Annotated in this window: 24 protein-coding genes and 1 pseudogene; 18 read left to right on the top strand and 7 right to left on the bottom strand. The window is 37.2% G+C overall.

Features of this window, described 5'->3' with window-relative positions; genetic code table 11:
- Nucleotides 1–179 precede the first annotated feature (179 nt).
- Nucleotides 180–2,036 carry a PAS domain S-box protein gene (locus tag E1I69_RS16230; protein ID WP_136380611.1) on the top strand — a complete coding sequence of 619 codons (1,857 nt, stop codon included), beginning with the start codon at nucleotides 180–182 and terminating at the stop codon, nucleotides 2,034–2,036.
- Nucleotides 2,037–2,098: 62 nt separating this feature from the next.
- On the opposite strand, the gene E1I69_RS16225 is transcribed toward E1I69_RS16230, so the two are convergent.
- Complete coding sequence (locus E1I69_RS16225) at nucleotides 2,099–2,335, bottom strand: IDEAL domain-containing protein (RefSeq protein WP_136380610.1); 237 nt, start codon at nucleotides 2,333–2,335, stop codon at nucleotides 2,099–2,101.
- A 293-nt stretch (nucleotides 2,336–2,628) separates the two neighbouring features.
- On the opposite strand from E1I69_RS16225, the gene E1I69_RS16220 reads away from it, so the two are divergent.
- Nucleotides 2,629–3,897, top strand: coding sequence for a DUF346 domain-containing protein (locus E1I69_RS16220; RefSeq protein ID WP_136380609.1), 1,269 nt, complete (start codon nucleotides 2,629–2,631; stop codon nucleotides 3,895–3,897).
- A 96-nt stretch (nucleotides 3,898–3,993) separates the two neighbouring features.
- A complete protein-coding gene (locus tag E1I69_RS16215) occupies nucleotides 3,994–4,644 on the top strand; it encodes a glycoside hydrolase domain-containing protein (protein ID WP_136380608.1) in 651 nt (216 codons plus the stop codon).
- 38 nt (nucleotides 4,645–4,682) lie between these two features.
- Here the strand turns inward: E1I69_RS16215 and E1I69_RS16210 are convergent, their stop codons facing one another.
- Nucleotides 4,683–5,150: a YkyB family protein gene (locus E1I69_RS16210; RefSeq protein WP_136380607.1), complete on the bottom strand. Its 468-nt coding sequence runs from the start codon at nucleotides 5,148–5,150 to the stop codon at nucleotides 4,683–4,685.
- 183 nt (nucleotides 5,151–5,333) lie between these two features.
- Between E1I69_RS16210 and E1I69_RS16205 the strand changes: the two genes are divergently transcribed.
- Nucleotides 5,334–7,064 carry a sensor domain-containing protein gene (locus tag E1I69_RS16205; protein ID WP_136380606.1) on the top strand — a complete coding sequence of 577 codons (1,731 nt, stop codon included), beginning with the start codon at nucleotides 5,334–5,336 and terminating at the stop codon, nucleotides 7,062–7,064.
- A gap of 776 nt (nucleotides 7,065–7,840) precedes the next feature.
- Here E1I69_RS16205 and E1I69_RS16200 read toward each other — a convergent pair.
- The gene (locus E1I69_RS16200; RefSeq protein ID WP_136380616.1) at nucleotides 7,841–8,704 is read right to left on the bottom strand and encodes a metallophosphoesterase; all 864 of its coding nucleotides are present in this window, start codon (nucleotides 8,702–8,704) and stop codon (nucleotides 7,841–7,843) included.
- Between the two features lie 147 nt (nucleotides 8,705–8,851).
- Between E1I69_RS16200 and fadH the strand changes: the two genes are divergently transcribed.
- A complete protein-coding gene (gene fadH / locus E1I69_RS16195; protein ID WP_136380605.1) occupies nucleotides 8,852–9,616 on the top strand; it encodes a 2,4-dienoyl-CoA reductase in 765 nt (254 codons plus the stop codon).
- A 234-nt stretch (nucleotides 9,617–9,850) separates the two neighbouring features.
- Entirely contained in the window at nucleotides 9,851–10,492 is a 642-nt protein-coding gene (locus tag E1I69_RS16190; RefSeq protein WP_161974918.1) for a DUF3993 domain-containing protein, read from the top strand.
- A gap of 31 nt (nucleotides 10,493–10,523) precedes the next feature.
- Here E1I69_RS16190 and E1I69_RS16185 read toward each other — a convergent pair whose 3' ends face one another.
- Entirely contained in the window at nucleotides 10,524–11,480 is a 957-nt protein-coding gene (locus tag E1I69_RS16185; protein ID WP_136380603.1) for an MBL fold metallo-hydrolase, read from the bottom strand.
- Between the two features lie 185 nt (nucleotides 11,481–11,665).
- Here E1I69_RS16185 and E1I69_RS16180 point away from each other — a divergent pair, with 185 nt between their 5' ends.
- The 8 genes and pseudogenes from E1I69_RS16180 to E1I69_RS16145 all read left to right on the top strand — a co-directional run bounded on the left by E1I69_RS16180 (nucleotide 11,666) and on the right by E1I69_RS16145 (nucleotide 18,749).
- Nucleotides 11,666–11,902 (top strand): YkuJ family protein, encoded by a 237-nt coding sequence (locus E1I69_RS16180; protein WP_136380602.1) that lies wholly within the window; start codon nucleotides 11,666–11,668, stop codon nucleotides 11,900–11,902.
- Between the two features lie 181 nt (nucleotides 11,903–12,083).
- Nucleotides 12,084–12,521 carry a cyclic-di-AMP-binding protein CbpB gene (cbpB, locus tag E1I69_RS16175; protein ID WP_136380601.1) on the top strand — a complete coding sequence of 146 codons (438 nt, stop codon included), beginning with the start codon at nucleotides 12,084–12,086 and terminating at the stop codon, nucleotides 12,519–12,521.
- A 116-nt stretch (nucleotides 12,522–12,637) separates the two neighbouring features.
- On the top strand, nucleotides 12,638–13,516 hold the full coding sequence (locus tag E1I69_RS16170; RefSeq protein WP_136380600.1) for a LysR family transcriptional regulator: 879 nt from the start codon (nucleotides 12,638–12,640) through the stop codon (nucleotides 13,514–13,516).
- A 93-nt stretch (nucleotides 13,517–13,609) separates the two neighbouring features.
- On the top strand, nucleotides 13,610–13,858 hold the full coding sequence (locus E1I69_RS16165; RefSeq protein WP_136380599.1) for a YkuS family protein: 249 nt from the start codon (nucleotides 13,610–13,612) through the stop codon (nucleotides 13,856–13,858).
- 86 nt (nucleotides 13,859–13,944) lie between these two features.
- A pseudogene (locus E1I69_RS16160) lies at nucleotides 13,945–14,159 on the top strand (TlpA family protein disulfide reductase); the annotation flags it as partial.
- A gap of 194 nt (nucleotides 14,160–14,353) precedes the next feature.
- Nucleotides 14,354–16,108 carry an ABC transporter ATP-binding protein gene (locus tag E1I69_RS16155; protein ID WP_136380598.1) on the top strand — a complete coding sequence of 585 codons (1,755 nt, stop codon included), beginning with the start codon at nucleotides 14,354–14,356 and terminating at the stop codon, nucleotides 16,106–16,108.
- Nucleotides 16,109–16,122: 14 nt separating this feature from the next.
- Nucleotides 16,123–17,940: an ABC transporter ATP-binding protein gene (locus E1I69_RS16150; RefSeq protein WP_136380597.1), complete on the top strand. Its 1,818-nt coding sequence runs from the start codon at nucleotides 16,123–16,125 to the stop codon at nucleotides 17,938–17,940.
- 143 nt (nucleotides 17,941–18,083) lie between these two features.
- Nucleotides 18,084–18,749, top strand: a complete 666-nt coding sequence (locus tag E1I69_RS16145; RefSeq protein ID WP_136380596.1) for a potassium channel family protein — start codon at nucleotides 18,084–18,086, stop codon at nucleotides 18,747–18,749.
- A gap of 101 nt (nucleotides 18,750–18,850) precedes the next feature.
- Here E1I69_RS16145 and rnjA read toward each other — a convergent pair whose 3' ends face one another.
- The 3 genes from rnjA to def form a co-directional block, all read right to left on the bottom strand.
- A complete protein-coding gene (gene rnjA, locus E1I69_RS16140; RefSeq protein WP_136380615.1) occupies nucleotides 18,851–20,518 on the bottom strand; it encodes a ribonuclease J1 in 1,668 nt (555 codons plus the stop codon).
- A gap of 6 nt (nucleotides 20,519–20,524) precedes the next feature.
- Nucleotides 20,525–20,734 (bottom strand): DNA-dependent RNA polymerase subunit epsilon, encoded by a 210-nt coding sequence (locus E1I69_RS16135; RefSeq protein ID WP_136380595.1) that lies wholly within the window; start codon nucleotides 20,732–20,734, stop codon nucleotides 20,525–20,527.
- A 531-nt stretch (nucleotides 20,735–21,265) separates the two neighbouring features.
- Complete coding sequence (gene def / locus E1I69_RS16130) at nucleotides 21,266–21,817, bottom strand: peptide deformylase (RefSeq protein ID WP_207308560.1); 552 nt, start codon at nucleotides 21,815–21,817, stop codon at nucleotides 21,266–21,268.
- A gap of 202 nt (nucleotides 21,818–22,019) precedes the next feature.
- Here def and E1I69_RS16125 point away from each other — a divergent pair, with 202 nt between their 5' ends.
- The 4 genes from E1I69_RS16125 (at nucleotide 22,020) to E1I69_RS16110 (ending at nucleotide 26,768) form a co-directional block, all read left to right on the top strand.
- A complete protein-coding gene (locus E1I69_RS16125; protein WP_136380594.1) occupies nucleotides 22,020–22,691 on the top strand; it encodes a YkyA family protein in 672 nt (223 codons plus the stop codon).
- 519 nt (nucleotides 22,692–23,210) lie between these two features.
- Nucleotides 23,211–24,320, top strand: coding sequence for a pyruvate dehydrogenase (acetyl-transferring) E1 component subunit alpha (gene pdhA, locus E1I69_RS16120; protein ID WP_136380593.1), 1,110 nt, complete (start codon nucleotides 23,211–23,213; stop codon nucleotides 24,318–24,320).
- Nucleotides 24,321–24,323: 3 nt separating this feature from the next.
- Nucleotides 24,324–25,301 (top strand): alpha-ketoacid dehydrogenase subunit beta, encoded by a 978-nt coding sequence (locus E1I69_RS16115; RefSeq protein WP_136380592.1) that lies wholly within the window; start codon nucleotides 24,324–24,326, stop codon nucleotides 25,299–25,301.
- A 171-nt stretch (nucleotides 25,302–25,472) separates the two neighbouring features.
- Nucleotides 25,473–26,768, top strand: a complete 1,296-nt coding sequence (locus tag E1I69_RS16110; protein ID WP_136380591.1) for a dihydrolipoamide acetyltransferase family protein — start codon at nucleotides 25,473–25,475, stop codon at nucleotides 26,766–26,768.
- The last annotated feature ends 1 nt before the right edge of the window (nucleotide 26,769 follow it).

Here is a 26,769-nt window from a genome sequence, read left to right as displayed (position 1 = left end):
AGATGTGTATAAGAGACAGCTTTATACCTATGGATATGAATTAGCCCCTAACTTAATGTAATAGTATAGTAAAAAAATGGTTACACCTACCAAAAAACACGTACAGAATACTTCCAAATTCATATACATGATTCACCATAACGACCAAAATAAGCGATAGAGAGGTGGGGGTTCAATAGATGAGAACAGGAAATTCACAAAGTGCTCCGGAACATGTAACAGCAACACCTTCATCTGTTAATCTCGTATTAACAGTGACTGTAAATGGTCAAATTCTTTATATTTCGAGCAACTGTAAAGACGTTTTAGGCTACACGAAAGAGATGTTAATTGGAACTTCGATTAAAAATATCATCCATAAAGATGACCGTTTCATGCTTGAAAGCTATTTTTTCAATAAACAACAACAATCAGCATGTGCACTAAGAGTGCTGAAAACAAATAATGATATTATCTGGTTCGAAACTATTGTTGAGCCTATCTTTGACACCACGTCTTTCGAATATGAAGAAATACTTTTAAAAATGAACGTTTTAGTGGATCCCACAAATGACTGCATGCTTGAGGAAAACAGTCCTAATACGTTGTTATCGTCGCTTTTTCCGGATAAGTCTTTCCCGATTACTAGGTTAGTTGATGCACCGAATTTAATTGATGAAGCTCCATTTCCAATCATTATTGCAAAATTAGGTCAAATCGTGTATTTGAATAGGGAAGCAGCATCCCTTTTAGAAATCCAACAACCTAATGAGGTAATTGGGAACTCCATATATCAGTTTATAGACGAAGAATTCCACGAAGTGGTGAGTAAACGAATAGAGCAGCTTCAGAGTGGCTTTCGTTTAGGTATCATCGAACAAAAATGGTTGAAACAAAACAACGAAAAAATCTATCTGGAAGTGAAGGAAGTTCCAATCTATATCCATGATGAGATCTATGAGTATATCGTTTTACATGATATCTCATCACGTAAATCATTCCACGATATCATCCATAGAAGCCGTGAACGCTACCAACGAATTATTCAAAATTCGATTGATACCATTGCTGTGATTTATCAAAATAATTGGGTGTTTATCAATGACTCAGGTGTAAAAATGTTTGGGGCTAACAGCTACACAGAAATGTTAGGGAAAAATATTTATACCTTTCTTCATCCAGATAATCATGATCAAGTCAGAGAATTCATCGGGATTGTCAATTCTGAAAAGAAGGAAGTTAATTTCAGTAAACAATCATGGTATACATTTCAAGGAAAACAAATTTATACAGAACTAATTGGCATTCCAACAACTTATTTCGGGGAAGCAGCGGTTCAAGTCATTATTCGCGATATTTCTGACCGAATAAAGGCAGAAGAATTAATGATTAAATCTGAAAAACTATCGATTGCCGGACAGCTTGCTGCAGGGATTGCCCATGAAATTAGAAATCCATTAACCGCAATCAAAGGATTTTTACAATTGTTTAATGATGAAATCCAAGGAAAACAAAATTATTTTGACATTATTTTTTCGGAATTAAGTCGAATTGAATTGATTTTAAGTGAGCTTTTGTTATTGGCGAAGCCATCCGAGATAAAATTCAAAAATAAGGATATCCGGATCATATTGCGAGACGTTGTGACACTTCTTGAGACACAGGCTATTCTTCAAAATATTCAAATCAATATTGATTTTGTGAATCAAGATTCGATTATTACCTGTGATGAAAATCAAATTAAGCAAGTGTTCATCAATCTCATTAAGAATGCTATAGATGCGATGGAAAATGGCGGAACAATCATAATACGCACAAGGGTTACAAATGACTCGATCTATATCTTATTTATTGATGAGGGGTGTGGAATTCCAATGTCTATCCTTGATCGAATCGGGGAGCCTTTTTATACAACAAAAGAAAAGGGTACGGGCCTTGGGCTAATGGTAAGCTATAATATTATCGAAAACCATAATGGTGAAATTACGGTGGATAGTAAAGAACACGAAGGCACAACCTTTAAAATTAAGCTTCCGCGAATAAACGATACGGTGTAGCGCAGGAGGCTACACCGTTTTTTCAAAAGAAATGGCTAGTGCATCTCGCACTAGCCTATTGTTTATTGTAAAAAATGATGTTGAGACAGTAACATATTATATTGTTTTGTAAGTTTCATAAATAATGATTCATCTCGATTAATTAGGGATTCGTCGATTTGTTTAAGCAATTGCTCTTTCTTAAAGGAGGCCTGTGATTGGATGAGAACCATTTCTGCTACCTTCTCATACATCTCTTCATCAGGCGTTTGAGGTATAACAACTACTTCATTTTTTTGCTCTTTGTTAAAATGGTCCATTACGTAATCACTCCTTTTTATTTTTCGCTTATTTGTAAAAAAGCGTTGGTTTACTTATAAGCGCCACTAGATCCATGCTATTTTAGGAAACTATTGCATCATCTAGTTGTCTTTCTATTATGAAGGGAAAACGATAAAAAGTAAAGTATTTTTTAGAAAATTTAGATATGTCAGAACTTATCTGGTTTGGAAAACATTGTGATACGTGCCGGAGAATGTGAAAAAATGGGTTACTTTCCTAATTTTCATCATAGTATGATATGAGGACTTTTTATAAAAGGGAGGTACCTGCTATGAATCAACCATATGGTGGATATCAAATGAATCCGTATAACCGAACAGTTCCACAATATTTTTATCCATATTATCCCGTTAATGGCTACCAACAAGCTTATTATATAAATCATAACACACCGGAAAATCAAAAAAGACAAACAGAAGAGTTTCAAAATGTGTGGAAAGAAGTACGAAAAAATGTAAAACCCCATTATGATGAATTAGCAGAATTTAATGTTAACCGAAGAATGTCCCAGTATATTGCGATACAAATTGTTATGTTTACTCTTATGACGCAAAATCAATTTTCAGGTTCCTTAGATCAAAAGGTAAATCAGACTTATCAGGCGTTTCGGAACCAAGCATATTGGATCTTCGTTGTGCTCGCACCCTACCGTATTCCTGATCAGGTACTTCAACGGATCATGAAGGCGATTATTCGACTAACGTATGAAAATATTGGCTATTCACCTGAAAAAAGTTGGAGCGATTGGGAGGACCTTGGGGGTTACTTAACGTCAGGACCTTCGGCTACAATACCTGACAGGAATCAATTAGATGTCTATGTACGTGGCAGAAATCGGGTCCTCTACCACCGAATATGGAATGGGTCAAGTTGGAGCGATTGGGAGGAGCTCGGAGGATCTCTTACTTCATCCCCAGCTGCCATATCATGGGGACCAGGGCGAGTCGACGTTTTTGCCCGAGGTGATAATAACCATTTAATTCATAAATATTGGGACGGTTCCTCATGGAGTGAATGGGAAGATTTAGGAGGAGTTCTCTCGTCATCACCTGCGGTAGCATCATGGGGAGAGAATCGACTGGATGTATTTGGAAGAGGTACGGACCGCCATCTTTATCATAAATATTGGGATGGTTTGGAATGGAGTGAGTGGGAGGATTTAGGCGGTATTCTAACGTCAGCACCTGGTGCCGTATCATGGGGACCTAATCGCATCGATGTCTTCGCTAGAGGAGAGAATCGATCTCTTTTTCATAAGTATTGGGATGGCTCAAGCTGGAGTAATTGGGAAGACCTTGGTGGTCAATTAACCTCTAGTCCTGCTGCCTCTTCAAGAAAATCTAATAATCTAGATGTATTCGCAAAAGGAACAGATAATCATCTGTATCTAAAAAATTGGGACGGAAGTAGTTGGAGTGAATGGGAAGATCTTGGTGGAACATTAACCTCCGAACCATCCTCTGCCTCATGGAGCCGTAATCGAATTGATGTTTTTGCAAGAGGAGAAAACAATCAACTAATTCATAAATGGAAAGCATAATTTTATTCAACAGTCATCCTCCACTTAAGTGGCAGGACAAATGCAGAAAATAATGAATACAGTGTTTGATCTTGTATGCACTAAGGAGTTGTGAAAATGCCAAGATATGTATGGGGAGTGGATTCGTCGGCAACAGCCGACGAAGAATTATATACATGTGTGAAAAATAAATTTGGAAACCCGAAATTTTGGGGGAGATATTTGAGTGAAGTACCAAATGTTTCACACGCTTTAACAAGAGAAGAAATTTCATTTTTACGAAATCGTGGAATTAAGGTTTTGCCGATTTACAATGTTTTTTCTGATGCGACTACTTTTGAAAAAGGGCAGCTTGCTGCACGTAATGCTGTATTTAATGCAAGACGTCTCGGTATTCCCAATAATGTAGCTCTCTTTGCCAATATCGAGCGCTTTTTTGCTGTAGATGAAGCGTGGATTCGCGGATGGGTGGAGTCCATATATCCTACTGGCTATCGTCCAGGTATTTATCATGATCCAGTTGAAGGTGATTTTTCCAATGCGTATTGTGAGGCCGTTCGAAAAAATAAGCAGGTTGCGGTACAAACCATATTATGGAGTGCGGAACCTGAGCCTGGGGTGTCCAAGGAACGGAATGCACCTAACTTTAGACCAACATCACCGAAATGCAAAGCAAATGTATGGGTATGGCAATATGGGAGAGACGCGCAAGAATGCCCGATTGATACAAATTTAGCCGATCAACGCACCTTAACTTACCTCTATTAAAAAAACCAGGTACATACACCTGGTTTTTTTCTATGGACTTATCGATAACTTTCTCCTAATTTTTTGAATACAGGTTTTTGGTAGGTTCGTTTATGTGGTTGATGACTATTTTCTATCTTTTCTTCAATTCCAACGTATTGCTGTAGAAGGCTTTTAGCTAGAGAAAGTGATAGATGAGTTTTTGGATTGCGATATGTCTGACTCAACTTTCCAAGGTGTGGCAGGCGTGAGAAGTCTTCTTTTGTAGGAGGCATGTGAAAATAATAATCCCCTGCTGAAATTAAAACATCAGATTGCTGTTGGCTATTTTTCGGATTTCTAGAAAAATGAAGGCCTTCTTTTTTGGCTTTTCCTTCTACTATAAGCTTTTCTAATGCTTTACGCTTTAGTAAATATAAAAATTTAGGGTTTGTTGCGGTTTTAGCATGTCGATTCACAACAAAGATTGCGCGAGCAAGGTTGTCCACAGTTGGTTCAAGCGGGGTTTGATTTACCTGTTTTTTCATACTTTCGCTCCTTTCTATCTTTTATTATACTTGTAGTAGTGAATTTTGACAAATTCACTAGCATGTAGACGATACATAGCATATTTTATAAATGGATCTATTAAAATATTTCTTTAAAAATTAAAGGTTTTTATCGATATATGCAGAAAGATTTAGATATTACACGAAATAGGGAATGGTATCATGAACAGAATGAATAATGTCATTTTAAAGGATGATCAATTTAGCCGTTTTGATGAAAAAATCGAAGCAATCATCTTTGAAATTATCCTTAAGCACATCAAGGATTTAATTTATGTTATGAAAGTAGAAGACAACGGCGGCTTTTCCTATGTTTTCTTAAATGAAGAAGCCAAGGGGCATGCAAAGCTAACTGATGACAGCATAGGGAAAACACTTCATGAAGTATTACCTCTTGAAACTGCAAATCATTTGGATGAACAATATAAGTCTGTTATGGAGAAAAAAGAACCAGTTTCTTTTCAGGATGTAGTCATATTAGCTGACAAGAGAATCGTTCACGGAGAATCGATCCTTACGCCTATCTTTGATGATAATGGTGATATTACATTTATCGTAAGTGTAACACGTGATATATCTGCTAGAGTCGCAGATAAAGAAATGATTACCTATATGGCCTATCATGATCCACTTACAGGGTTGCCAAATCGAAGTTCATTAAAAAAGGACTTAGACAACGCAGTAGAAAAAGCAGAAATGACGAATCAAAATCTAGCATTAATGTTTATTGATCTTGATCGGTTTAAATTTTTTAACGATTCAATGGGGCATGTTGCTGGTGATCATCTATTAAAAGCAGTTGGAGAACGATTAACCTCTATTAGTGAAAAGAGCTATAAAGTATTCCGCCAAGGTGGGGACGAATTTATTGTGATCCTACCAAACACGTCAAGAGAACTCTCTGAACAATTTGCTCAAAATGTGAACAGAGCTTTTGAAAAGCCATTCCGACTAGAAGCAAAGGAGTTTTTTATTTCAGCAAGCATCGGTATTAGTATTTTTCCAACAGATGGAAGTGATGGCGATTCCCTTATCAAAAATGCGGATACAGCCTTGTATCGGGCGAAGGAATTAGGGCGGTCACTGTATCAATTTTATAGCTTTGATTTACAAAAACAGACGACTCATTTGATGCAGTTGGAGACAGGTCTTAGAAAAGCGATTGAGAAAAATGAACTTGAGATTTACTACCAACCACAGTTGGACCTAAGTACTGATAAAGTGACTAGTTTTGAGGCGTTATTAAGGTGGAAACATCCCGTGCTCGGTTTCGTGTCACCAGTTGAATTTATTCCTATTGCAGAGGAGACAGGTCTTATTTTATCAATTGGAGAATGGATTATTCAGACAGTATGTCGGAAACTAAAGCAATGGAAAGAATATGGGTATGGTTCAGTTTCTGTTTCGATCAATTTGTCTCCGAAGCAATTCCAACAACCTGAATTAGTGACCATGATTCAACAAAATATTGAAGAAAATCAACTTTATCCAGGATGCCTTGAATTTGAGCTTACAGAAGGGGCTATGCAGGACCCGAAGCGAACGTTGCAAACTCTCGCAAAATTAAAAGAGATTGGTGTACGCATTTCAGTAGATGATTTCGGAACAGGTTATTCCTCCTTAAGCTATATTAAGAAACTTCCAATTGATACGCTTAAAATCGATCAATCCTTCGTTAAAGATGTGCTTCGTGATGAGAAGGATGCTGCGATTACAACAACGATTATTCACTTAGCACAAAGCCTTGGTCTTTCCGTTATTGCAGAGGGTGTAGAAGTAGAACAACAGGTAGAATTTTTCAAAATTATGGGTTGTCATAAGGTTCAAGGCTATTTCTTTAGTAAACCCATTCCCGAAGATGAAATGGTTGAACATTATCTAAAAAACAAGTAATGATAGAAAAAGAGGCTGTCAAAGTAAAGTGACGGGTTCCGTTTTGAGGTGCAAACAGACAAATTATCATATTAAAACGCGTAGCGTTTCTAAGGTCAAATCACAGTAAAAATCATAGTCAAACTTTTTAGAGAAATAAAGTCAGAGAATATTCAGACAAGGGCAAGCTAAACCATCGCGGTTGTGTCCGAAGTAGAGGCATCTTCAGACAAGGGAAAGCCAAACATTGGTGGTTGTGTCCGAAGTGAAGGCATCTTCAGACAAAGGAAAGCCAAACCATGGCGGTTGTGTCCGAAGTGAAGGCATCTTCAGACAAGGGAAAGCCAAACCATGGTGGTTGTGTCCGAAGTGAAGGCATCTTCAGACAAGGGAAAGCCAAACATTGGTGGTTGTGTCCGAAGTGAAGGCATCTTCAGACAAAGGAAAGCCAAACCATAGTGGTTGTGTCCGAAGTCGAGTAAATCCTTTAATATTAGAATTTACTTTATTCAGCAAACACGCTGTTGCATCTTCAACTTTGGACCGAAAAGCAATCCACCGACAATATCGTACCTATTTTCACAATCACATTTTCAAGATACAGTATTGTCACACTCCCAAAAAACGGATGTAAGTTTTGATTGTTTTTATAATAAAAACTGCATTTAAACGTTACTATAACAAGATAATTAAAGCGTGAATTCATGTGTGAATTCACGCTAAAAACGTTATTGTGATATACTGCTTTGTACCCTGAATCGGAACCCGTAAAAAGTAAAGTGACATCCTTTTTTTTGCTAGGTAGCAGCTAATGTAAAAATAGAGATTTCGGGTTTAGCAAGAAAACGTAGTGGCAGTCTTGTTGTTCCAAGTCCTCGATTGACATATAGGAACATATTAGTAGGACCAATTAGATGATCTCCTTCAACGTAGATGCTGCCAAGTGGGGGAGTAATCAGTGGTCCGAAAAATGGAATTTGGATTTGGCCACCATGGCTATGACCTGATAGTTGCATATGGGCCCCCACTTCTTCAGCGCGCTCTGCAATATCCGGCTCATGCGCAAGCAGAATGGTAAAGCTAGAAGAATCCACATGCTTGAAGGCTTGTTCAAAATTAGGGCGACCAAGCATGACATCATCCAGCCCAACAATTGTAATCTTAGAATCCTCTACAAAAATTTCCTCTGAGCTATTCATTAATAGGGTAAAACCCGTTTGATTCATCATCTCTTTATAAATTTCTGATCCATAGCCTCCGTGGTCATGATTTCCGTATATGGCAAACTTTCCAAGCGGCGCTTCTAATCGCTCGAGAATCGGAATAAGGTGGTTGGTAGCAGCGTATTTATTAGGCTCATCCATTAAATCACCTGTAAAAAACAGAAGGTCAGGCTTGAGAGCATTTATTTTATCGACTATATGACTTAGTTGCTCCAAAGAAAAGTAGTGCCCAACATGTGTATCACTAAATTGAACTATTTTTATTTGATCGAATTTTTTCGGAATGGTAGGATGCTCGACGATGTGCTTCGTAATTTCTAGTTGCTTCGGTTCAATATAGCGGGCATAGCCATACCCGATTGAAGAAGCAATAATAGCTGTCGAAGTAGTAGCCAATGCTCTTTTTAAAAATTGTCTTCTTGTATATTTCTTTGACATCCTAACAGCCAACTTATCTATTAAATCATTTGAAGTCATGAGACTAGTGTAGCATATTCATATTCAAATAATTTTTAAATATGTATTACACATGTTAAAATGGTATAATAAAAAATGAATAGCCATTCATTTTGTGGAGGGGATAGGATGAAGGGGAAAGTTGTTATTGTTACAGGGGCATCAAGTGGTATGGGAAAATATATGGCAAAAAGGTTTGCTAGCGCTGGGGCGTTTGTTGTCATTACAGGGCGGACTCTTGAGAAATTGGAAGAGACGAAAAAAGAAATTGAAACCTTTCCAGACCAAGTTCTTATTGTTCAAATGGATGTAAGGGAGCCGGAGCATGCTGAGCATATGGTTAAGATAACCGATGAAGCATTTGGTCGGATTGATTTTCTCGTCAACAATGCTGCAGGGAACTTTATTTGTCCTGCTGAAAAGCTATCGGTAAATGGGTGGAATGCTGTCATCAATATTGTATTAAATGGAACATTTTATTGCAGTTCGACAGTTGGAAAGTACTGGATCAAAAAGAATATCAAGGGCAGTATAATTAATATGGTTGCTACATATGCTTGGGGTGCTGGTGCCGGGGTGATTCATTCAGCAGCAGCAAAAGCGGGCGTGTTATCCATGACTAGGACACTTGCCGTTGAATGGGGAAGTAAATATGGAATTCGTGTAAACGCGATTGCACCTGGGCCAATTGAACGTACAGGTGGAGCGGAAAAACTTTGGGAATCAGAAGAAGCGGCAAAACGAACGCTTGGAAGTGTGCCATTACGACGATTAGGAACACCAGAAGAAATCGCTGAACTCGCCTATTTTTTATTATCCGATCATGCAGCCTATGTGAATGGGGAATGCATTACGATGGATGGCGGTCAGTGGCTAAATCAGCATCCATTTTAATAGATTCATAACTTTTTAAAAAGATCACACTCGTGGTCTTTTTTTAGTATGGAGATTTTTCTTGTCAATATTCTTTCTTTTTTTCACTGGATGGTTGAATGAATTGTTTGTATATCGTGTATTGTGTCAAAATATGCAACTATTTAACGAACGATTGTTACCCATAGGAAGAAGAGAAATTGTTAAAATGATGGTACTTGTACTAAGACAGTCTAGCAAGGAAGGGATGATATATTGAACAAGCGAATCGTACTACTACTCATAATCATTTGTTTACTCGGACTCGTTACTGTTCCAGCGGCTACAGCATCATCAAATCAACCTTTACCAAAAGAACAAGTGTTCACACTTCTGCAAGAAGCCTTTCAAGCTCAATCTTCACTGACAATGGAATTTCGTACATATGATGAGGTAGAGCAAATCCTTGCGCCTTATTTTCATGAGGACTATGCAGCAACTTTTTTAGAGGAAAATTTGATGAAGGAAGAAGAGGGCTATATTGTATATGGCTCCGATTTTGCCTTATATTTTGTTCCGTTTTATTCCTATACAGATGAAACAAAAATGTTGTTTGATCAGAAAGAAAATAAAATGTATGTTTATGAATTATTCAAAGCTCCCGATTCAGGTCCTTTTTCGTATAAAAATCATTATGAAGTCATCACGCTTGAAAAAAAGAATTCAAATTGGGTAATTAGTGAACTAGCTATGGAAGATGAGCCCCCTTCTGTTAAAGAGTCTACCTTAGAAAATGAAACGGCTAAAACAGCTACTTCCATTCTAACTTGGAATCCGTTTAAAACGACGATTTATTCCTTGCTTGAAATGGATAACCGCACCCCGTTACAAGCTGGCTGCTTCAATAAAATATTCTGAAATCTAAAAAATAGAAATCCCACTGGGATTTCTATTTTAATTTTAAGAGAAAATCAACAATTCCCATCGAACATATATCAAGGTCAAGTTCAATTATTTCGTATACGTCATGATTCCTTGGAACATTCCTTTCATCAAGGTAAGAGGTGACCTCCTTTAATATTCGTTCTTTAATAAAATTTTTATGTTCACTTGGACTTGCCAATGGATGTTCTGCAAAGGCTTGTTTCCCAGCATCAACAAAGATAGGCAACCAAAACGAGAGTTGCTTATAAACTTCATTTACATTTGTCGTCATCCCATAATGCCCAAAATAAATCGTTGTAACGCCTAGCGATTTTATTTTTTCAGCAGATTCCATCATGGCATCAGGTCGGAATTGATTTGGTGAGGTGGAAGGTAAAATGAGTTCAAGATCATCTTTTACAAGCTCATGATAATAAACACCGATTGTGTCACCAGTAAAAATACCGTTGCTGACAGGGTCAAAAATGCTGAAGTGATGATTAGCGTGGCCTGGAGAATCATAAAAGACAAGTTTGCAATTTGGACCAATTGATAACTCTGTTTGATCTTCTTTCACAATTAGTTTTTCCTCAGGAATGGGTATAATCGGATTAAATAACGTATCAAAATCCTCGCCATATACCGCTCTGGCACCTGCCGTCAAACGGCTGGGATCAGCTAAATGCCTAGCCCCTTTTGGATGAACAACCACCTTGGCATTTGGACAATGCTGTAAGAGGAGTCCAGCACCTCCTGCATGATCTAAATGAATATGAGTGACAATAATATACTCAACATCATTTGGATGAATGTCGAGTTCTTTTAGCCCTTCTAATATGTAAGGAATAGACGGACTTGCACTCGTTTCAACAATTGTTATTTTTTCCTCTTGAATTATGTAAGAACCAGTTCGAGCTTTCCTTCCCAAATCATGTGCATCAATTAAAAATATTCGCTCATTTAGTTGCGTAAGATTTGACATGTTTTCCTCCCACTTTTTTATTGTTTCATGGCTAATTTTATTGTATTGTTACATAGTAGTTATGTAAAGGTATTGAATACAATATTCTGATAATATTGCTCCGTTCGAAAAATGTGGATAGAAGAATGGATATTGCTCAATCCTAAAATGAAACAGGCTTTATGCATACGAAAGGAGAGGCACTTATGTCACAGTTGCAAGGAATTATTACTCGCCTTATAAGTCTTCAGGAAAATGCAAATGGTGGGGAGCCACCTCAACGTTTTTTTGAAGTAAATGGTGAAAGAAAGTGCAGTGTAAAATATTTTAACAAAACAAGTACTTTTGAACTTGAAGTATACCAGGCAGGGGAAAAACCCAAAACATATCAATTCGATAATATTGATATGATCGCAATCGAAATTTTTGATTTAATTAGCTAATCATCATCGTAAAGGTTCGGCGCATGCCGGACCATTTTCTTTTTTAGCAACCTTTCATGTAACCCCTACAAAATAATACAAGTTATCCATTTAAAATTATGGTAAAATAGAGGAGGAGCATGAATAATAGTAATCTGGGAACATATGAAAAATAATTACGATGTGAGGTTGTGAGGCTTACATGTTTGGTCTTCAAAGTGAAAATTTATTTGAAACAACGATTCATGACATGATTATTCCTGCGGATAAAGTTGCCCATGTTCAAATTGGAAACAGCCTAGAACACGCACTTTTAGTCCTTACGAAAACAGGCTATACCGCCGTTCCAGTACTAGACCCAAAATATAAACTACACGGATTAATAAGCTCAACCCTTATCCTAGACTCAATCCTCGGATTAGAACGAATTGAATTTGAGCGTCTTGAGAAGATGAAGGTTGAAGAAGTGATGAATAGGGAAATCCCGAGGTTGAACCTTAATGACAATATGTTAAAAGGTATTCATTTAGTCATTGATCACCCATTTGTATGTGTAGAAAATGATGAACTAGTATTTGAGGGTATTTTTACTCGTCGTGCAATTTTAAAACAATTGAATAAACAACTGAAAATCAAATAAAGTTTCAAAAACCTCCAAATTGATAAAGGAGGTTTTTTTCTGTTATTAATGTAATTTAACGGTATATAAATTATACTATAAGTAAAACTTATACCTGTAATCAGGGAGGAACAAGTGTGCAATTTTCCGAATTTCAATTATTAGTTGTCCTTTCATCTGAATTAAATATGCGAAAAGCTTCAGAACGTTTATTTGTAACACAGCCAGCGCTATCTCAGCGTCTTCAAACGATTGAAAAAGCGTGGAATACTAAGATTTTTATTCGTTCCCAGAAAGGGCTAACACCTACACCGGCGGGAGAAAAAATTATTGATTTTGCAAAAGAGGTTGTCGAAAAAGAAGAGAAAATACGGGAGCAACTTCAAGGACTAAATCAAGAAGTGCATGGGACTTTAAAAATTGCGTGTGCATCCATTATTGGACAAAATTGGCTTCCAAAGGTGTTGAAGAAATATGTAAATAAATATCCACATGCAAAAATTTCGCTCATAACTGGTTGGAGTAGTGAAATCTTAAAAAACCTTTATGATGATACTGTACATATAGGAATCATTCGCGGAAAACCCGACTGGAAGGGGGCAAAACACCATTTATTAACGGATACGATGTATATGGTCGACAAAGAGATCCAAAAAATTGAACAGGTATGGGAAACCGACCGACCATTTATACAATTTAAAAGTGACTCAACCTACTATCAAGAAATCCAAGAATGGTGGCATCGTACCTTTCAGTCAACACCACGCCGAACAATCGTGGTTGATCAAATTGAAACTTGCAAACAAATGACGTTAAATGGAATTGGCTATGCAATTTTGCCATCCGTCACTTTAAATGATGAGGAAACGAAAAATATCTATAAAATTCCGTTAATGAATGAAAACAATGAGCCAATGAAACGGGATACATGGCTCGTTGGCTATGATTATGCGTTTGACCTTAAACAGGTTCAAGCCTTTGTGGAAATGATCAAGGAAAACATAGATACTTTTTAAATTTGTCCTTACGATGAATTCAATCTTCAAATATGTGTAGAATAATCACAGTATGATTGTGACAAATTACATATATGAGGAGGTGGATGATTAATGGCGAAAATTGGAGTTGAGGGCTCTCTAACAAATGTTCAGCAAGCTCTACAAGAAAAAGGCTATGAAGTTGTTCAGTTAAAACAGGAAAGTGATGCACAAAATTGTGACTGCTGCGTTGTGACAGGTTTAGATTCGAACGTGATGGGTATGGCTGATACTGTCATGAAAGGGCCGGTTATTGAAGCAAATGGCCTTTCTGCTGATGAGGTTTGTCAGCAAGTGGAGAGTCGTTTAGGACAAGCGTAAATGACAATAATAGAAGAAGAAAACAAGACTAGGTACAACACCTAGTCTTTTTCATGTGTTTAATCAACGTCTGAAAATGATCTTGATTGAGTGAAATCAAGCAAGAGGTCCAAAAACATAACATCACACAGCCTATTTTTGTTGAAAGTGATCTTAAATTAAATGATACATTTGACAATCAATATGTTCCTGCCTATTATGTGTTTGATAAAGAAGGTAAGCTTCGTCACTTCCAAGCCGGTGGCAGCGTAATAAAGATGCTAACAAAAACGTTGTTAATCGTGTACTAGAGGAAACATAAGAAGGCAGACTAGGAATAATAGTATACAAGACCTAGTCATTTTTTGACCTGGTCTTGTTTTTTATCTTTTTATAGAAAAAATTTAAGATTTTCAGATAATGCACTAGTAATTTATTTCGAAAACCGATATATTATAAGTTACGTAGTTTTTTAACATTTCTTCATGTTTTTGTAAACACCAAGGGGGGAGTTTAATGGAGACCTTTAAGAAATTAAAGGGGTTTTATTGGCCGTATCGAAAGTATTTTTTCTGGTCATTATTTGCAATGATTTTTGTGACGGGAATTACAGTTGTGTACCCAATTGTGCTTCAATTAACAATTGATGAAGTTTTTCGAGCGGGTAACTATCAGCTTGTACCATATCTTGCACTAGGTTTCATTGCCATTATGGTTGTTAAGGGGGTAGCTACATATTTCAACCAATATCTAGGGGATTTATTTGGAATTACTGCTGTATATAAAGTAAGAAATGCATTATACGAAAAGCTTCAACGATTATCGTTTAGCTACTATGACAATGCAAAAACTGGGGACCTTATGTCACGGTTAACAGCTGATGTCGAAGGCTTCCGATTCTTCCTATCTTTTGGATTTGCGGAATTGCTTCGTTTTACACTTTTAATTATCTTCAGTTTAATGGTCATGTTATCCTATTCTGTTCCACTCACTCTCGTGACAATTATGGCATTGCCATTTTTAGCGATTGTTGTCTATCGCTTTGACAAACGTGTTCACCCAGCATTTCGTAAGGTTCGAAAAACCTTTGGTCGCCTGAATACAAATGTTCAAGAAAATATTAGTGGAATAAATACAGTAAAATCACTATCTCGAGAAGAGTTTCAAATCAATAAATTTAATCAATCTAACGAGGGATATCGCGATGTTTCACTTGCAACATCTAAGATATGGGCGAAATTCTTTCCATTAATGGAGTTTATCGGTAATGTCTGTGTCGTTGCGCTTCTTTCATATGGAGGCTATTTAGTTATTGATGGTGCAGTTTCACATGGTGAACTTGTCGCCTTTTTTAGTTTAGTTTGGTACTTACTTAATCCAATCATGAACCTTGGATTTATTATCAACATGTTTTCACAAGCAAAAGCTTCAGGAGAACGCCTTTTAGAAATACTTGAGGCTGAGGAGAAAATTGTTGACGGAGACAATGTGTTCATGAAAGAAAAATTACAGGGTCTTGTTGAATTTAAAGATGTCACCCTAAAATATATGGAGGATGATGAGGCAGCTCTTGAATCTATTTCATTTACAGCTGAACCAGGTAAGGTTGTTGGCTTAATTGGGGCTACCGGCTCTGGAAAAACAAGTATTACTCAGCTGATGACGAGATTTTATGAACCAGTAAAGGGGCAAGTGTTAATTGATGGTAGAAGCATAACCGATTATTCAATTCACACCTTACGAAGTAATATTGGTTTTGTTATGCAGGAGTCGTTCTTATTCTCGTCAACAATCCGTGCCAATATTGCCTATGGAAAGCCGAATGCATCCATGGAAGAAATTATTGATGCAGCAAAACGAGCACAAGCGCATGAGTTCATCATGGAACTTCCAAATGGTTATGATACGATGTTAGGTGAACGCGGTATGGGATTATCAGGGGGACAGAAACAACGGATTGCAATTGCTCGTTCCATTTGCATTGATCCAAGTATTTTGATTCTAGATGATGCCACGAGTGCGGTTGATATGGAAACGGAATTCAAGATTCAGCAAGATTTAAAGGAAGTTATGAAAGGTCGTACAACCTTTATCATTGCTCATCGAATCTCTTCCTTGAAACATGCAGATGAAATTTTAGTATTAGATAATGGTGTTATTGTGGAACGTGGTACCCACGAAGAATTATTGAAAAATGAAGGACCTTATCAACGTATTTATGAAATTCAATATAAGGATCAAAAAGTGGTTTTAGAGACCCAAGTCGGTTAGGTAGGTGAGATGAAATGTCCCAGAAAGAAAAACAAGATATAAAACATCGCTTCCATTATTCAAGCGATACAGTAATTGAAAAACCGTTTAACTGGAAGCAAATGCTTCGATTACTAGCGTATATGAAACCATATTCTAAGAGTTTATTACCACTCGCCATTATCATGGTATTACTTACGACTGCGGTAAGGTTAATTGCACCGATTTTAATCGGTAAGTATACAATTGACCATGCGATTGCCAATAAAGATACGAATTTATTAATTACATTAGTTGTTACCATTGCTGGCTTATATGCAATCAACTATGTAGCCAATATTTATAGAATAAAATGGACGAATATGCTAGGTCAAAATATCATTTATGATTTACGAAAACATCTTTTTACACATGTTCAAGGGCTTTCACACCGCTTTTTTGACAAGCGATCAGCAGGTTCGATATTAGTTCGAATTCTTAATGATGTAAATTCCCTTCAAGAATTATTCACAAATGGAGTTATTAATCTATTAATGGACTTTGTTCTTTTGTTTGGGGTTATTTTTATTCTTTTTGGATTAAGTCCAAAACTTACACTGGCTATCTTGATTATTCTGCCTTTGATGGTCTTAATTACAACAAAGTTAAGAAGAAATATTCGAAGATCATGGCAAACAGTGCGAATTAAACAATCCATGCTTAACTCCCATTTGAATGAAAGTATTCAGGGGATACGAGTAACACAAGCATTTACTCAAGAAAATGAAAATATCGAATTCTTCGATGGTATTAACAATGAAAACTTTGAAAGCTGGAGAGTGGCAACCCAAAAGAACGCAATGTTCCGTCCGTTTGTTGAAATGACGAATGCAGTGGGGACAGCAATTCTTATTTGGTTTGGGGCAATGCTAATTCAGGACAATGGATTAACAGTTGGGGTCTTCGTTTCATTTGCCTTTTACTTAGGGATGTTCTGGGAACCGATATCCCGTTTAGGTCAAGTCTATAATCAACTATTGGTAGGGATGGCTTCATCTGAACGTATTTTTGAATTTATCGATGAAAAGCCAATTGTTGGTGAAAAAGAAGATGCGATTCATCTAACCGATATGAAAGGAAAAGTCGAATTTAATAAGGTTGAATTTTCTTATGATGATAGCCGTAAAGCGTTAAAGGGTATTTCCTTAACGATGGAAGCGGGTCAAACAGTCGCTCTTGTAGGACATACCGGATCAGGTAAAACTACCATAGCCAATTTAATAAGCCGTTTTTACGATGCGACAAGCGGGGAAGTTCGAATCGATGGAATCGATATTAAAGAACTATCGCTTCAAAGTGTTCGTTCCCAAATCAGTGTGGTTCTTCAGGATACATTTATTTTCTCAGGTACCATTAAAGATAATATTCGCTTTGGCCGGCCTGATGCAACCGATGAAGAGGTTATCGAAGCTGCAAAAGCAGTGGGTGCACATCAGTTTATTGAGAAGCTTATTAACGGCTATGATACAGAAGTCGAGGAGAGAGGAAATATCTTATCAGTGGGTGAACGACAATTATTATCATTTGCCCGCGCACTTTTAGCAGATCCGAAAATTTTAATACTAGATGAAGCTACAGCAAGTATTGATACTGAAACTGAGGTAAAAATCCAACAGGCTTTAAAACAGCTATTAAAGGACCGTACGGCAATAATCATTGCCCATAGACTTTCAACGATTCGTGAAGCTGACAAAATTTTTGTATTAGACCATGGCGAAATTATTGAACAAGGAAATCATGACGAACTTATGAAACAGCAGGGAGAATATTTCGGTTTAGTAAGGGCGCAATTTAAGATGCTTGAAGCAATATAAGTAAAAGAATGAAAGGACGACAAAAAAATTGTCCTTTCATTTTTTTGTCTCGTGTGGAAGAAAGCAGGATGATAGGGTGCTTCCACAATCGGAAATAATTATGTTACAATCAATGGTATCATCAAATTGATGGGGGAATCGTAGTGAATAAAAAGGAATTTGCGGTCATTGGCCTAGGGCGTTTCGGAGGAAGTATATGCCGAGCATTAAGTGAAGAAGGCATGGAAGTTATGGCCATGGACATTGATGAAGATAAAGTGAACGAGTATTCAACAATTGCCTCTCATGCGGTTGTAGGGGATTCCACAGATGAATCTGTCCTCAAAAGCATCGGGATTCGTAATTTTGACCTTGTCATTGTGGCAATCGGGGATAACTTGAAGGCAAGTATATTAACGACCATTATCTTAAAAGAATTAGGGGTTAAACAAATTTGGGTTAAGGCACAAAATGATTACCATGAGAAAATCTTAAGTAAAATTGGAGCAGATCGAATTGTCCACCCAGAGCGTGATATGGGGAAACGAATTGCCCATAATATCATTTCAAATAATGTCCTAGATTATTTAGAGCTTTCAGATGAGCATAGCATTATTGAAATTGTCGCAGGGCAGAAAATTGATGGAAAATCTTTAATTGAATTAGATGTTCGCGCCAACTATGGGGTAACCATCGTAGCAATGAAAAGAGGAAGAGATATCATTGTTTCTCCTCAAGCAACCGAACAAATTTATAAAGGAGATATTTTAATCATTATCGGAGCGGATACAGATATCAGTCGTTTCGAAAAAAACTTAATCGAAGAGTAAACGTCTCATTTGAGGCGTTTTTATTTTCATTTTTATTTAAAAACCCACTGAGGAGACTCAGTGGGAGATCAACATTGAATATAAGGGTACATGAAAGCGAATTAAACTTCCATAATGATTGGTAAAATCATCGGACGGCGTTTTGTCTTCTCATATAGGAAAGGAGCAAGTGTATCTGTGATTTCATTTTTAATCTCAGACCATTGTGTTGTACGTCGCTCCATTACTTTATTTAAATGCTTGGATATCAAGCTTTGCGCATCATTGATTAAATCTCCAGACTCACGCATGTACACAAATCCACGAGAAATTAAATCAGGACCTGCTGCAATCTTAAAGTCTTTCATATTAATACTAACGACAACAATAACAAGACCTTCTTCAGAAAGGATGCGGCGGTCGCGTAAAACGATGTTACCAATATCACCGATTCCACTACCATCAATATACACATTGCCTGAAGGGATTTTACCAGCTACAGACGCTTCATTCTCGCTTAGTGCAAGAACTTCACCATTGTCCATAATAAAGCAATTTTCCTTTAATACACCACAATCTACAGCGGATTTTGCATGCATGATTTGCATACGATATTCGCCGTGAATTGGCATAAAGTATTTTGGTTGCATCAGGCGAAGCATTAATTTTTGCTCTTCTTGCCCTCCGTGACCTGATGTATGGATGTCGCTTAGCGGTCCATGAATGACATCGGCCCCTGCACGATAAAGCATATTAATGATACGGCTAACACTCAATGTATTACCAGGAATAGGGGAGGATGAAAACACAACTGTATCCCCAGGGTTTATTTGAATTTGTCGGTGAGTACCATTCGCAATTCTTGAAAGAGCTGCCATTGGTTCACCTTGACTTCCTGTACATAGAATGACCACTTTATTAGCTGGTAGGCGATTGATTTGGTTTGCATCTACAAAAGTGTCCTTCGGGCATTGAATATAACCGAGATCATACCCAATGTTGATTGCCGATTCCATACTTCTTCCGAATACCGCAATTTTTCGGTCATTTTTAACAGCAGCTTCAACCACTTGTTGAAGACGATGTATATTAGATGCGAAAGTAGCGAAAATGATCCGACCATCAACCGTACGAAAAATATCTTGAATACTTTCGCCTACACGTCTTTCAGACATTGTAAAATGAGGAATCTCCGCATTCGTACTATCTGACAGTAAACATAGAACCCCGTCCTTACCTATTTCCGCCATCTTCTGGAGGTTTGCAGGTTCCCCAACAGGTGTGAAGTCAAACTTAAAATCTCCTGTATGTACGATTTGTCCAGGAGGAGTTTTTACCACAATCCCGTAAGAGTCCGGAATACTATGAGTTGTTCTGAAGAAAGTAACCGATGTTTTACGGAACTTTATGATGTCATCCTCTTTAATTTCGATTAGCTTTGCCTGACGGAGTAGCCCGTGCTCTTCTAATTTGTTTCGAATTAAACCGAGGGCAAGCTTTCCACCGTATATGGGTATATTAATTTCACGTAGTAAATAAGGAATACCGCCAATATGGTCTTCATGACCATGGGTGATAAATAAACCCTTAATCTTCTCTTCGTTCTTAACAAGATAGCTGTAATCAGGAATCACATAGTCGATTCCTAACAGCTCGTCCTCTGGAAACTTAATTCCAGCATCGATCAGGATAATTTCATCCTGGAACTGCACGCCATAAGTGTTTTTACCGATTTCCCCAAGTCCACCTAAGGCGAAAACAGCTGTTTGATCGTTCTTTACAAATTTCATCATTCATCAAATCTCCAATACTTTATAATCTTCATTTAGTTTTTCATATTCAAGAAAGGCCCCTTCCACCCGTTGAATATATTCAATGTTAATTTTCCGTTCCTTTAATTTTTGGCGAACCTCAACTTGTGATTCTGCTTCAATAAACATCGTTTTTGTATTTTCTCTTACAGGAACTTCATAAGCATCTTCTTGGTAGTAAACTTTAAATATCATTGCCAAATCTCTCCTTAATTTCCGAAAGTTAGAGTAACTTTTTCTATTATATAAAAATATAACATGATTTTCATGTTTTTTCTTTCTTTTCCTAAATATTTCTTATCAAATGTATACCTGATAGGTAAAAAGAGGAAGTAGCTTAGGGGGAAAGACTATGAACATTCGAATAAAACTAATTGGGAATCGAAGATTTAATCCACCGTACACCTAAAAATATATTATATCATTAATATTAATTGTAGTACATAACAAGCCCTCCGAAACACGAAGGGCTCTATAGTCTTTCACTTTCAAGAATTACGCAATCGACTTCCTTTTTAATAAATCCTGCCATTGCTTTATTAATTTTTTCCGTAACTTTTTTAGCATGACTATCATCTCCTTTTTTCACAGACTTTAAACATTTCAAAAACGATGCGTTGGTTCTAAGTTTGTCTTTAGTATGTGGAAAATATGGATGTTTATCATGGAAAAATACTGGAAAGAACAAAAAAGCATCGACATGCTTTGCACATCGATACTTTCAAATTAACGTTCAATTGGAATTGCATTTTCTGGTTCTGCAAAAGGATTTTCCATATCGATGTGATCATAAAACATAACACCATTTAAATGATCAATCTCATGTTGAAAACAAATGGCTGGAAGACCTTTAAGCTCCACAATAGTTTCTTCGCCATCTAAATTCGTTCCTTTGACCTTGATTTTTGCATAACGAGGAACATAGCCTGGAACAGCGCGGTCGACGGATAAGCAGCCCTCACCAGCTGTTAAATAACTCTTTTTAACAGAATGACTGATGATCTTTGGATTGAACAAAGCAAAGCTATAAAGCACATCATCTTCTCTTAAATGTACGGCAATCATACGCTTAGAGACATTAATTTGTGGTGCTGCAAGCCCAATCCCAGGCCTTAAGCCATATTTTTCTGCCATTTCTGGGTCCTGACTGTTTTTTACATATTGGAGTAGCTCTTCCAATGTTTTTCGGTCTTCTGCCGATGGTGGTAAAGTCACTTCTTTTGCCATTTGACGTAATGTTGGATGCCCTTCGCGGATTATATTATCCATTGTAATCAACGTAATCACTTCCTGCTCTTGATGCTTTTTGTAGTTTTAGTTTAACAAAGCTCTACGGATTTTTAAATACAAAAAGAAGAGGACAACCTTGTTCTAAAGCTTACGCAACTAAATATAATTAAATTAAATGCAAACCCAAAATTTATGTTATGAAAACATATTATTATATAGTATATTGTAAGTAGCTAAGGGGGAACAGATCGTGAAAAATAAAACGTTTAAATTGTCAATTGTTTTACTTTGTATGATTTTTCTCTTAATGGGATGTAATAATGGACCATCACCTGAAGAACAAATGTATGAGACCTTAGAAAAAGTAGTCAAAGTTGAAAAGGACTTTGAAGAACAACAAGAACCATTAGTCGAATTAGAGAAAAGAGAAAAAGAGCTTTATGATGAAATTTTAACATTGGGAATGAAAGAATTTGATCAAATTGTTACGTTATCTAAAGAAGCTCTAGATATTGTGACTGAACGCGAAACAAGAATTAACAATGAACATGAAAGTATCAAAGCCTCTAAAAAAGAGTTTCAAAAAGTGGATTCTTTTATTTCTGAGATAAAGGAAGAAAGTGTTAAGGAAGAAGCAGATGCTTTAGTTTCGGTCATGAATCAGCGGTATGAGAGCTATGAGAAACTTTACTCTTCTTATACAGAAGCCATTGGATATGATAAAAAATTATATGAAATGTTTCAAAATGAAGAATTGACCCTAGAAGAGTTGGAGCAACAAATCAATCTCATTAATGAGACATATGAAAAAGTAGTTGCGGCAAATGAAGATTTTAACAAACTCACTGACCAATACAACAATGCGAAGGTTTCATTTTATAAAAGTGCAGGACTAGAGGTTGTTTTTGAAGAGAAAGAATAAGACACAGGATGAAAGGGCTACCAATGCTGGTAGTCCTTTTTTTATGGCGTTTTTATAGTTTCAAGTCGGAAATTTTATTTTTTTTTATGATACAGATGACAAATGTGTACTGGTACAGTTTTTTAAAATGGATAAGAATTCCAAAAATTATTTTTGTGTGGACAAGAAATAAAACAGTAAACAAACAATTTGACGACTCTCTTACATTGTTGTAAACTTGGAAATGGATAAAGAGCAGTTGTATTAATTGCTTTACCAAAATAATTAATACAGCTTCATTTAGGAAACAGAATATCCTTTTCGAGCATTGCTGAAAGTCATTACATCTAAAGACCATGTCCATTCGGATAAAAAATGTCTTTGAAAAGATATATTTTTGGGTAACCTAATGCTGTATGTTTTGTATCATTCTTAACTTTATAAATGGTTTATCACCATAATAAAGTTACAGCACCTTGGTTTTAGGCACAAAGGCGCATTTGAATAAGAAAATAGGGTAAGAAAGGAAGCGAGAAGAAGATGGCTGTTAAAGCAAATGTCTTTGATTTACAAGGGCAACTGAATAAGGTTGCTGAAAACTTTCCTATGTTTCAGATCTTAAATGAAGAAGGAGAAGTAGTAAATAAAGCTGCTGTTCCTGATTTAAGTGATGAACAATTAAAAGAATTAATGAGAAGAATGGTCTATACACGAATTCTAGACCAACGTTCTATTTCGTTAAACCGTCAAGGGCGCTTAGGTTTCTATGCACCTACTGCTGGTCAAGAAGCATCTCAACTTGCATCTCAATTTGCTTTAGAAAAAGAAGATTTCATTTTACCAGGTTACCGTGATGTTCCTCAAATCGTTTGGCATGGTTTACCATTATACCAAGCATTCTTATTTTCACGTGGACATTTCCATGGGAACCAAATGCCTGAAGGAGTAAATGTCATTTCTCCACAAATCATCATTGGCGCTCAATACATACAATGTGCTGGTGTGGCATTGGGAATGAAAAAACGCGGTAAGAAATCAGTTGCGATTACTTATACTGGTGACGGCGGAACTTCACAAGGTGATTTCTATGAAGGAATTAACTTTGCTGGAGCATTCAAAGCACCTGCGATATTCATGGTTCAAAACAACCGTTTTGCCATTTCCACACCTGTTGAAAAACAATCAGCAGCACATACATTAGCTCAAAAAGCTGTAGCAGCTGGTATTCCTGGAATTCAAGTTGATGGAATGGATCCACTTGCTGTCTATGTTGCTGTTAAAGAAGCTCGTGAGCGTGCAGTTAATGGTGATGGTCCAACTTTAATTGAGACTTTGACTTATCGTTATGGCCCACATACAATGGCTGGGGATGACCCAACTAGATATCGTACTTCAGAGCTTGACAATGAATGGGAAAAGAAAGATCCACTTGTTCGTTTCCGTAAGTATCTAGAAGGAAAAGGAATTTGGAACGAAGAAATTGAAAACCAAGTCATTGAAGAAGCAAAAGAAGATATCAAGAACGCAATCAAAAAAGCTGATGAAACACCAAAGCAAAAGGTTACTGACCTTATTTCACATATGTTCGAAGTGCTTCCTCAAAATTTAGAGGAGCAAATGGAAATCTATAAAGCGAAGGAGTCGAAGTAAGCCATGGCGCAAATGACAATGATTCAAGCAATCACTGATGCGTTACGCACAGAATTAAAAAATAACCCAGATGTCTTAGTTTTCGGTGAAGACGTTGGAGTTAACGGCGGCGTGTTCCGTGCTACTGAAGGTCTTCAGGCTGAATTCGGCGAAGATCGCGTGTTTGATACACCACTTGCTGAATCAGGTATTGGTGGACTTGCAGTTGGTTTAAGCTTACAAGGCTACCGTCCAGTACCAGAAATCCAATTCTTCGGATTTGTATACGAAGTAATGGATTCAATTAGTGGTCAATTAGCGCGAATGCGATATCGTTCAGGTGGTCGTTACACTGCTCCAGTAACGATTCGTTCACCATTTGGTGGAGGGGTACATACTCCAGAGCTTCACGCAGATAGTTTAGAAGGCTTAATTGCTCAACAGCCAGGTGTGAAGGTTGTTATTCCATCTACACCATACGATGCAAAAGGACTACTAATTGCAGCTATTCGTGATAATGACCCTGTTGTATTCCTTGAGCACATGAAGCTTTATCGTTCATTCCGCCAAGAAGTTCCGGAAGGTGAATACACAATTGAGCTTGGAAAAGCTGAAGTGAAGCGCGAAGGTACTGATCTTACTATGATTTCCTATGGTGCAATGGTACATGAGTGCTTGAAAGCTGCAACTGAATTAGAAAAAGAGGGCGTTTCTGCAGAGGTTATTGACCTGCGTACAGTTAGCCCATTAGATATTCCAACCATTATTGCTTCTGTTGAAAAAACAGGGCGCGCAATCGTTGTTCAAGAAGCTCAAAAACAAGCTGGTATTGCGGCAAACGTTGTAGCTGAAATCAATGATCGTGCTATTTTAAGCTTAGAAGCACCCGTATTACGTGTAACTGCTCCTGATACTGTATATCCATTCTCACAAGCTGAGTCAGTTTGGTTACCAAACTTCAAGGATGTATTGGAAACAGCTAAGAAAGTATTGAACTTCTAATTAGACAAAGGAATACTATTTCCTTTTTATGAACAGCCTTTGGTGTACGAGAGAAGAACGATGACATCATATGTATAGCCGTATACCAGGGCATATTTAACTTTATTCAGAAAAGATCTCTTTCTTTTACGAGAGAGAATCATGAAATTAATTTTGTAGGAGGCGAAAACCGTGGCATTTGAATTTAAGTTGCCAGATATCGGTGAAGGTATCCATGAGGGTGAAATCGTAAAATGGTTTGTAAAACCAGGCGATGAAGTAAATGAGGACGATGTACTTTGTGAGGTTCAAAATGATAAAGCAGTAGTAGAAATTCCATCTCCAGTAAAAGGAAAAGTACTTGAAGTACTAGTTGAAGAGGGTACTGTTGCAATTGTAGGAGATACACTTATTAAATTTGATGCTCCTGGATATGAAGACCTTCAATTTAAAGGTAGTGAATCTGAGGAAGCTCCTAAAGAAGAAGCTCAAGCTGAGCAAGCTACAGCAACTGCACCAGAAGCAACTGCACCTGCTGCAGAAGTTGATGAAAACCGTCGTGTTATCGCAATGCCTTCTGTTCGTAAATATGCACGTGAAAAAGGCGTGGATATCAAAAAGGTTGCAGGTAGCGGTGATAATGGTAGAATAATGAAGTCGGATATTGATGCGTTTATTTCTGGCGGTGCACCTGTTGCCGCAGAAACACCAGCAACTGAGGCTCCAGCTGCGGCTACTCAAGAAGCAGCAAAAGCTCCTGCAAAACAACCAATTCCTGCGGGCACATATCCAGAGACTCGTGAAAAAATGAGTGGAATCCGTAAGGCAATTGCGAAGGCTATGGTGAACTCAAAACATACTGCTCCTCACGTTACATTAATGGACGAAGTAGATGTGACAGAGTTGGTTGCACACCGTAAGAAGTTTAAAGCTGTTGCAGCTGAAAAAGGTATTAAATTAACATACCTACCATATATCGTTAAAGCATTAACAGCGGCGTTACGTGATTTCCCTGCGTTAAATACATCTCTTGATGATGCTACTAATGAAATTATTCATAAGCACTACTTCAATATTGGTATTGCTGCAGATACTGAAAAAGGTCTACTTGTTCCTGTTGTTAAAGATGCGGATCGTAAATCTATCTTCAATATCTCAAATGAAATCAATGAATTAGCAGGTAAAGCGCGTGATGGTAAGCTTGCACCAGATGAAATGAAGGGTGCTTCATGTACAATCAGCAATATTGGTTCAGCTGGTGGACAATGGTTCACTCCAGTTATTAATCACCCTGAGGTTGCTATCTTAGGAGTAGGACGAATTGCTGAGAAGCCGGTTGTTAAAAATGGTGAAATTGTTGTAGCTCCAGTTCTTGCTTTATCATTAAGCTTTGACCACCGTATGATTGATGGTGCTACTGCACAAAACGCACTTAACCAAATCAAACGTTTGTTAAATGATCCACAATTATTATTAATGGAGGCGTAAT

The organism is Bacillus timonensis, from assembly GCF_004799755.1.
GTDB lineage: Bacteria > Bacillota > Bacilli > Bacillales > Bacillaceae_L > Ferdinandcohnia > Ferdinandcohnia timonensis_A.
Note: the sequence above shows the minus strand (reverse complement) of the source record. Positions and strands in the feature narration are given on the sequence as shown.

Excerpts from the sequence above, each read along its gene's own strand:
- E1I69_RS16230 (WP_136380611.1), top strand. The coding sequence starts at position 180 with ATGAGAACAGGAAATTCACAAAGTGCTCCGGAACATGTAACAGCAACA.
- E1I69_RS16225 (WP_136380610.1), bottom strand. The coding sequence starts at position 2,335 with ATGGACCATTTTAACAAAGAGCAAAAAAATGAAGTAGTTGTTATACCT.
- E1I69_RS16220 (WP_136380609.1), top strand. The coding sequence starts at position 2,629 with ATGAATCAACCATATGGTGGATATCAAATGAATCCGTATAACCGAACA.
- E1I69_RS16215 (WP_136380608.1), top strand. The coding sequence starts at position 3,994 with ATGCCAAGATATGTATGGGGAGTGGATTCGTCGGCAACAGCCGACGAA.
- E1I69_RS16210 (WP_136380607.1), bottom strand. The coding sequence starts at position 5,150 with ATGAAAAAACAGGTAAATCAAACCCCGCTTGAACCAACTGTGGACAAC.
- E1I69_RS16205 (WP_136380606.1), top strand. The coding sequence starts at position 5,334 with ATGAACAGAATGAATAATGTCATTTTAAAGGATGATCAATTTAGCCGT.
- E1I69_RS16200 (WP_136380616.1), bottom strand. The coding sequence starts at position 8,704 with ATGTCAAAGAAATATACAAGAAGACAATTTTTAAAAAGAGCATTGGCT.
- fadH (WP_136380605.1), top strand. The coding sequence starts at position 8,852 with ATGAAGGGGAAAGTTGTTATTGTTACAGGGGCATCAAGTGGTATGGGA.
- E1I69_RS16185 (WP_136380603.1), bottom strand. The coding sequence starts at position 11,480 with ATGTCAAATCTTACGCAACTAAATGAGCGAATATTTTTAATTGATGCA.
- E1I69_RS16180 (WP_136380602.1), top strand. The coding sequence starts at position 11,666 with ATGTCACAGTTGCAAGGAATTATTACTCGCCTTATAAGTCTTCAGGAA.
- cbpB (WP_136380601.1), top strand. The coding sequence starts at position 12,084 with ATGTTTGGTCTTCAAAGTGAAAATTTATTTGAAACAACGATTCATGAC.
- E1I69_RS16165 (WP_136380599.1), top strand. The coding sequence starts at position 13,610 with ATGGCGAAAATTGGAGTTGAGGGCTCTCTAACAAATGTTCAGCAAGCT.
- E1I69_RS16155 (WP_136380598.1), top strand. The coding sequence starts at position 14,354 with ATGGAGACCTTTAAGAAATTAAAGGGGTTTTATTGGCCGTATCGAAAG.
- E1I69_RS16150 (WP_136380597.1), top strand. The coding sequence starts at position 16,123 with ATGTCCCAGAAAGAAAAACAAGATATAAAACATCGCTTCCATTATTCA.
- rnjA (WP_136380615.1), bottom strand. The coding sequence starts at position 20,518 with ATGAAATTTGTAAAGAACGATCAAACAGCTGTTTTCGCCTTAGGTGGA.
- E1I69_RS16135 (WP_136380595.1), bottom strand. The coding sequence starts at position 20,734 with ATGATATTTAAAGTTTACTACCAAGAAGATGCTTATGAAGTTCCTGTA.
- pdhA (WP_136380593.1), top strand. The coding sequence starts at position 23,211 with ATGGCTGTTAAAGCAAATGTCTTTGATTTACAAGGGCAACTGAATAAG.
- E1I69_RS16115 (WP_136380592.1), top strand. The coding sequence starts at position 24,324 with ATGGCGCAAATGACAATGATTCAAGCAATCACTGATGCGTTACGCACA.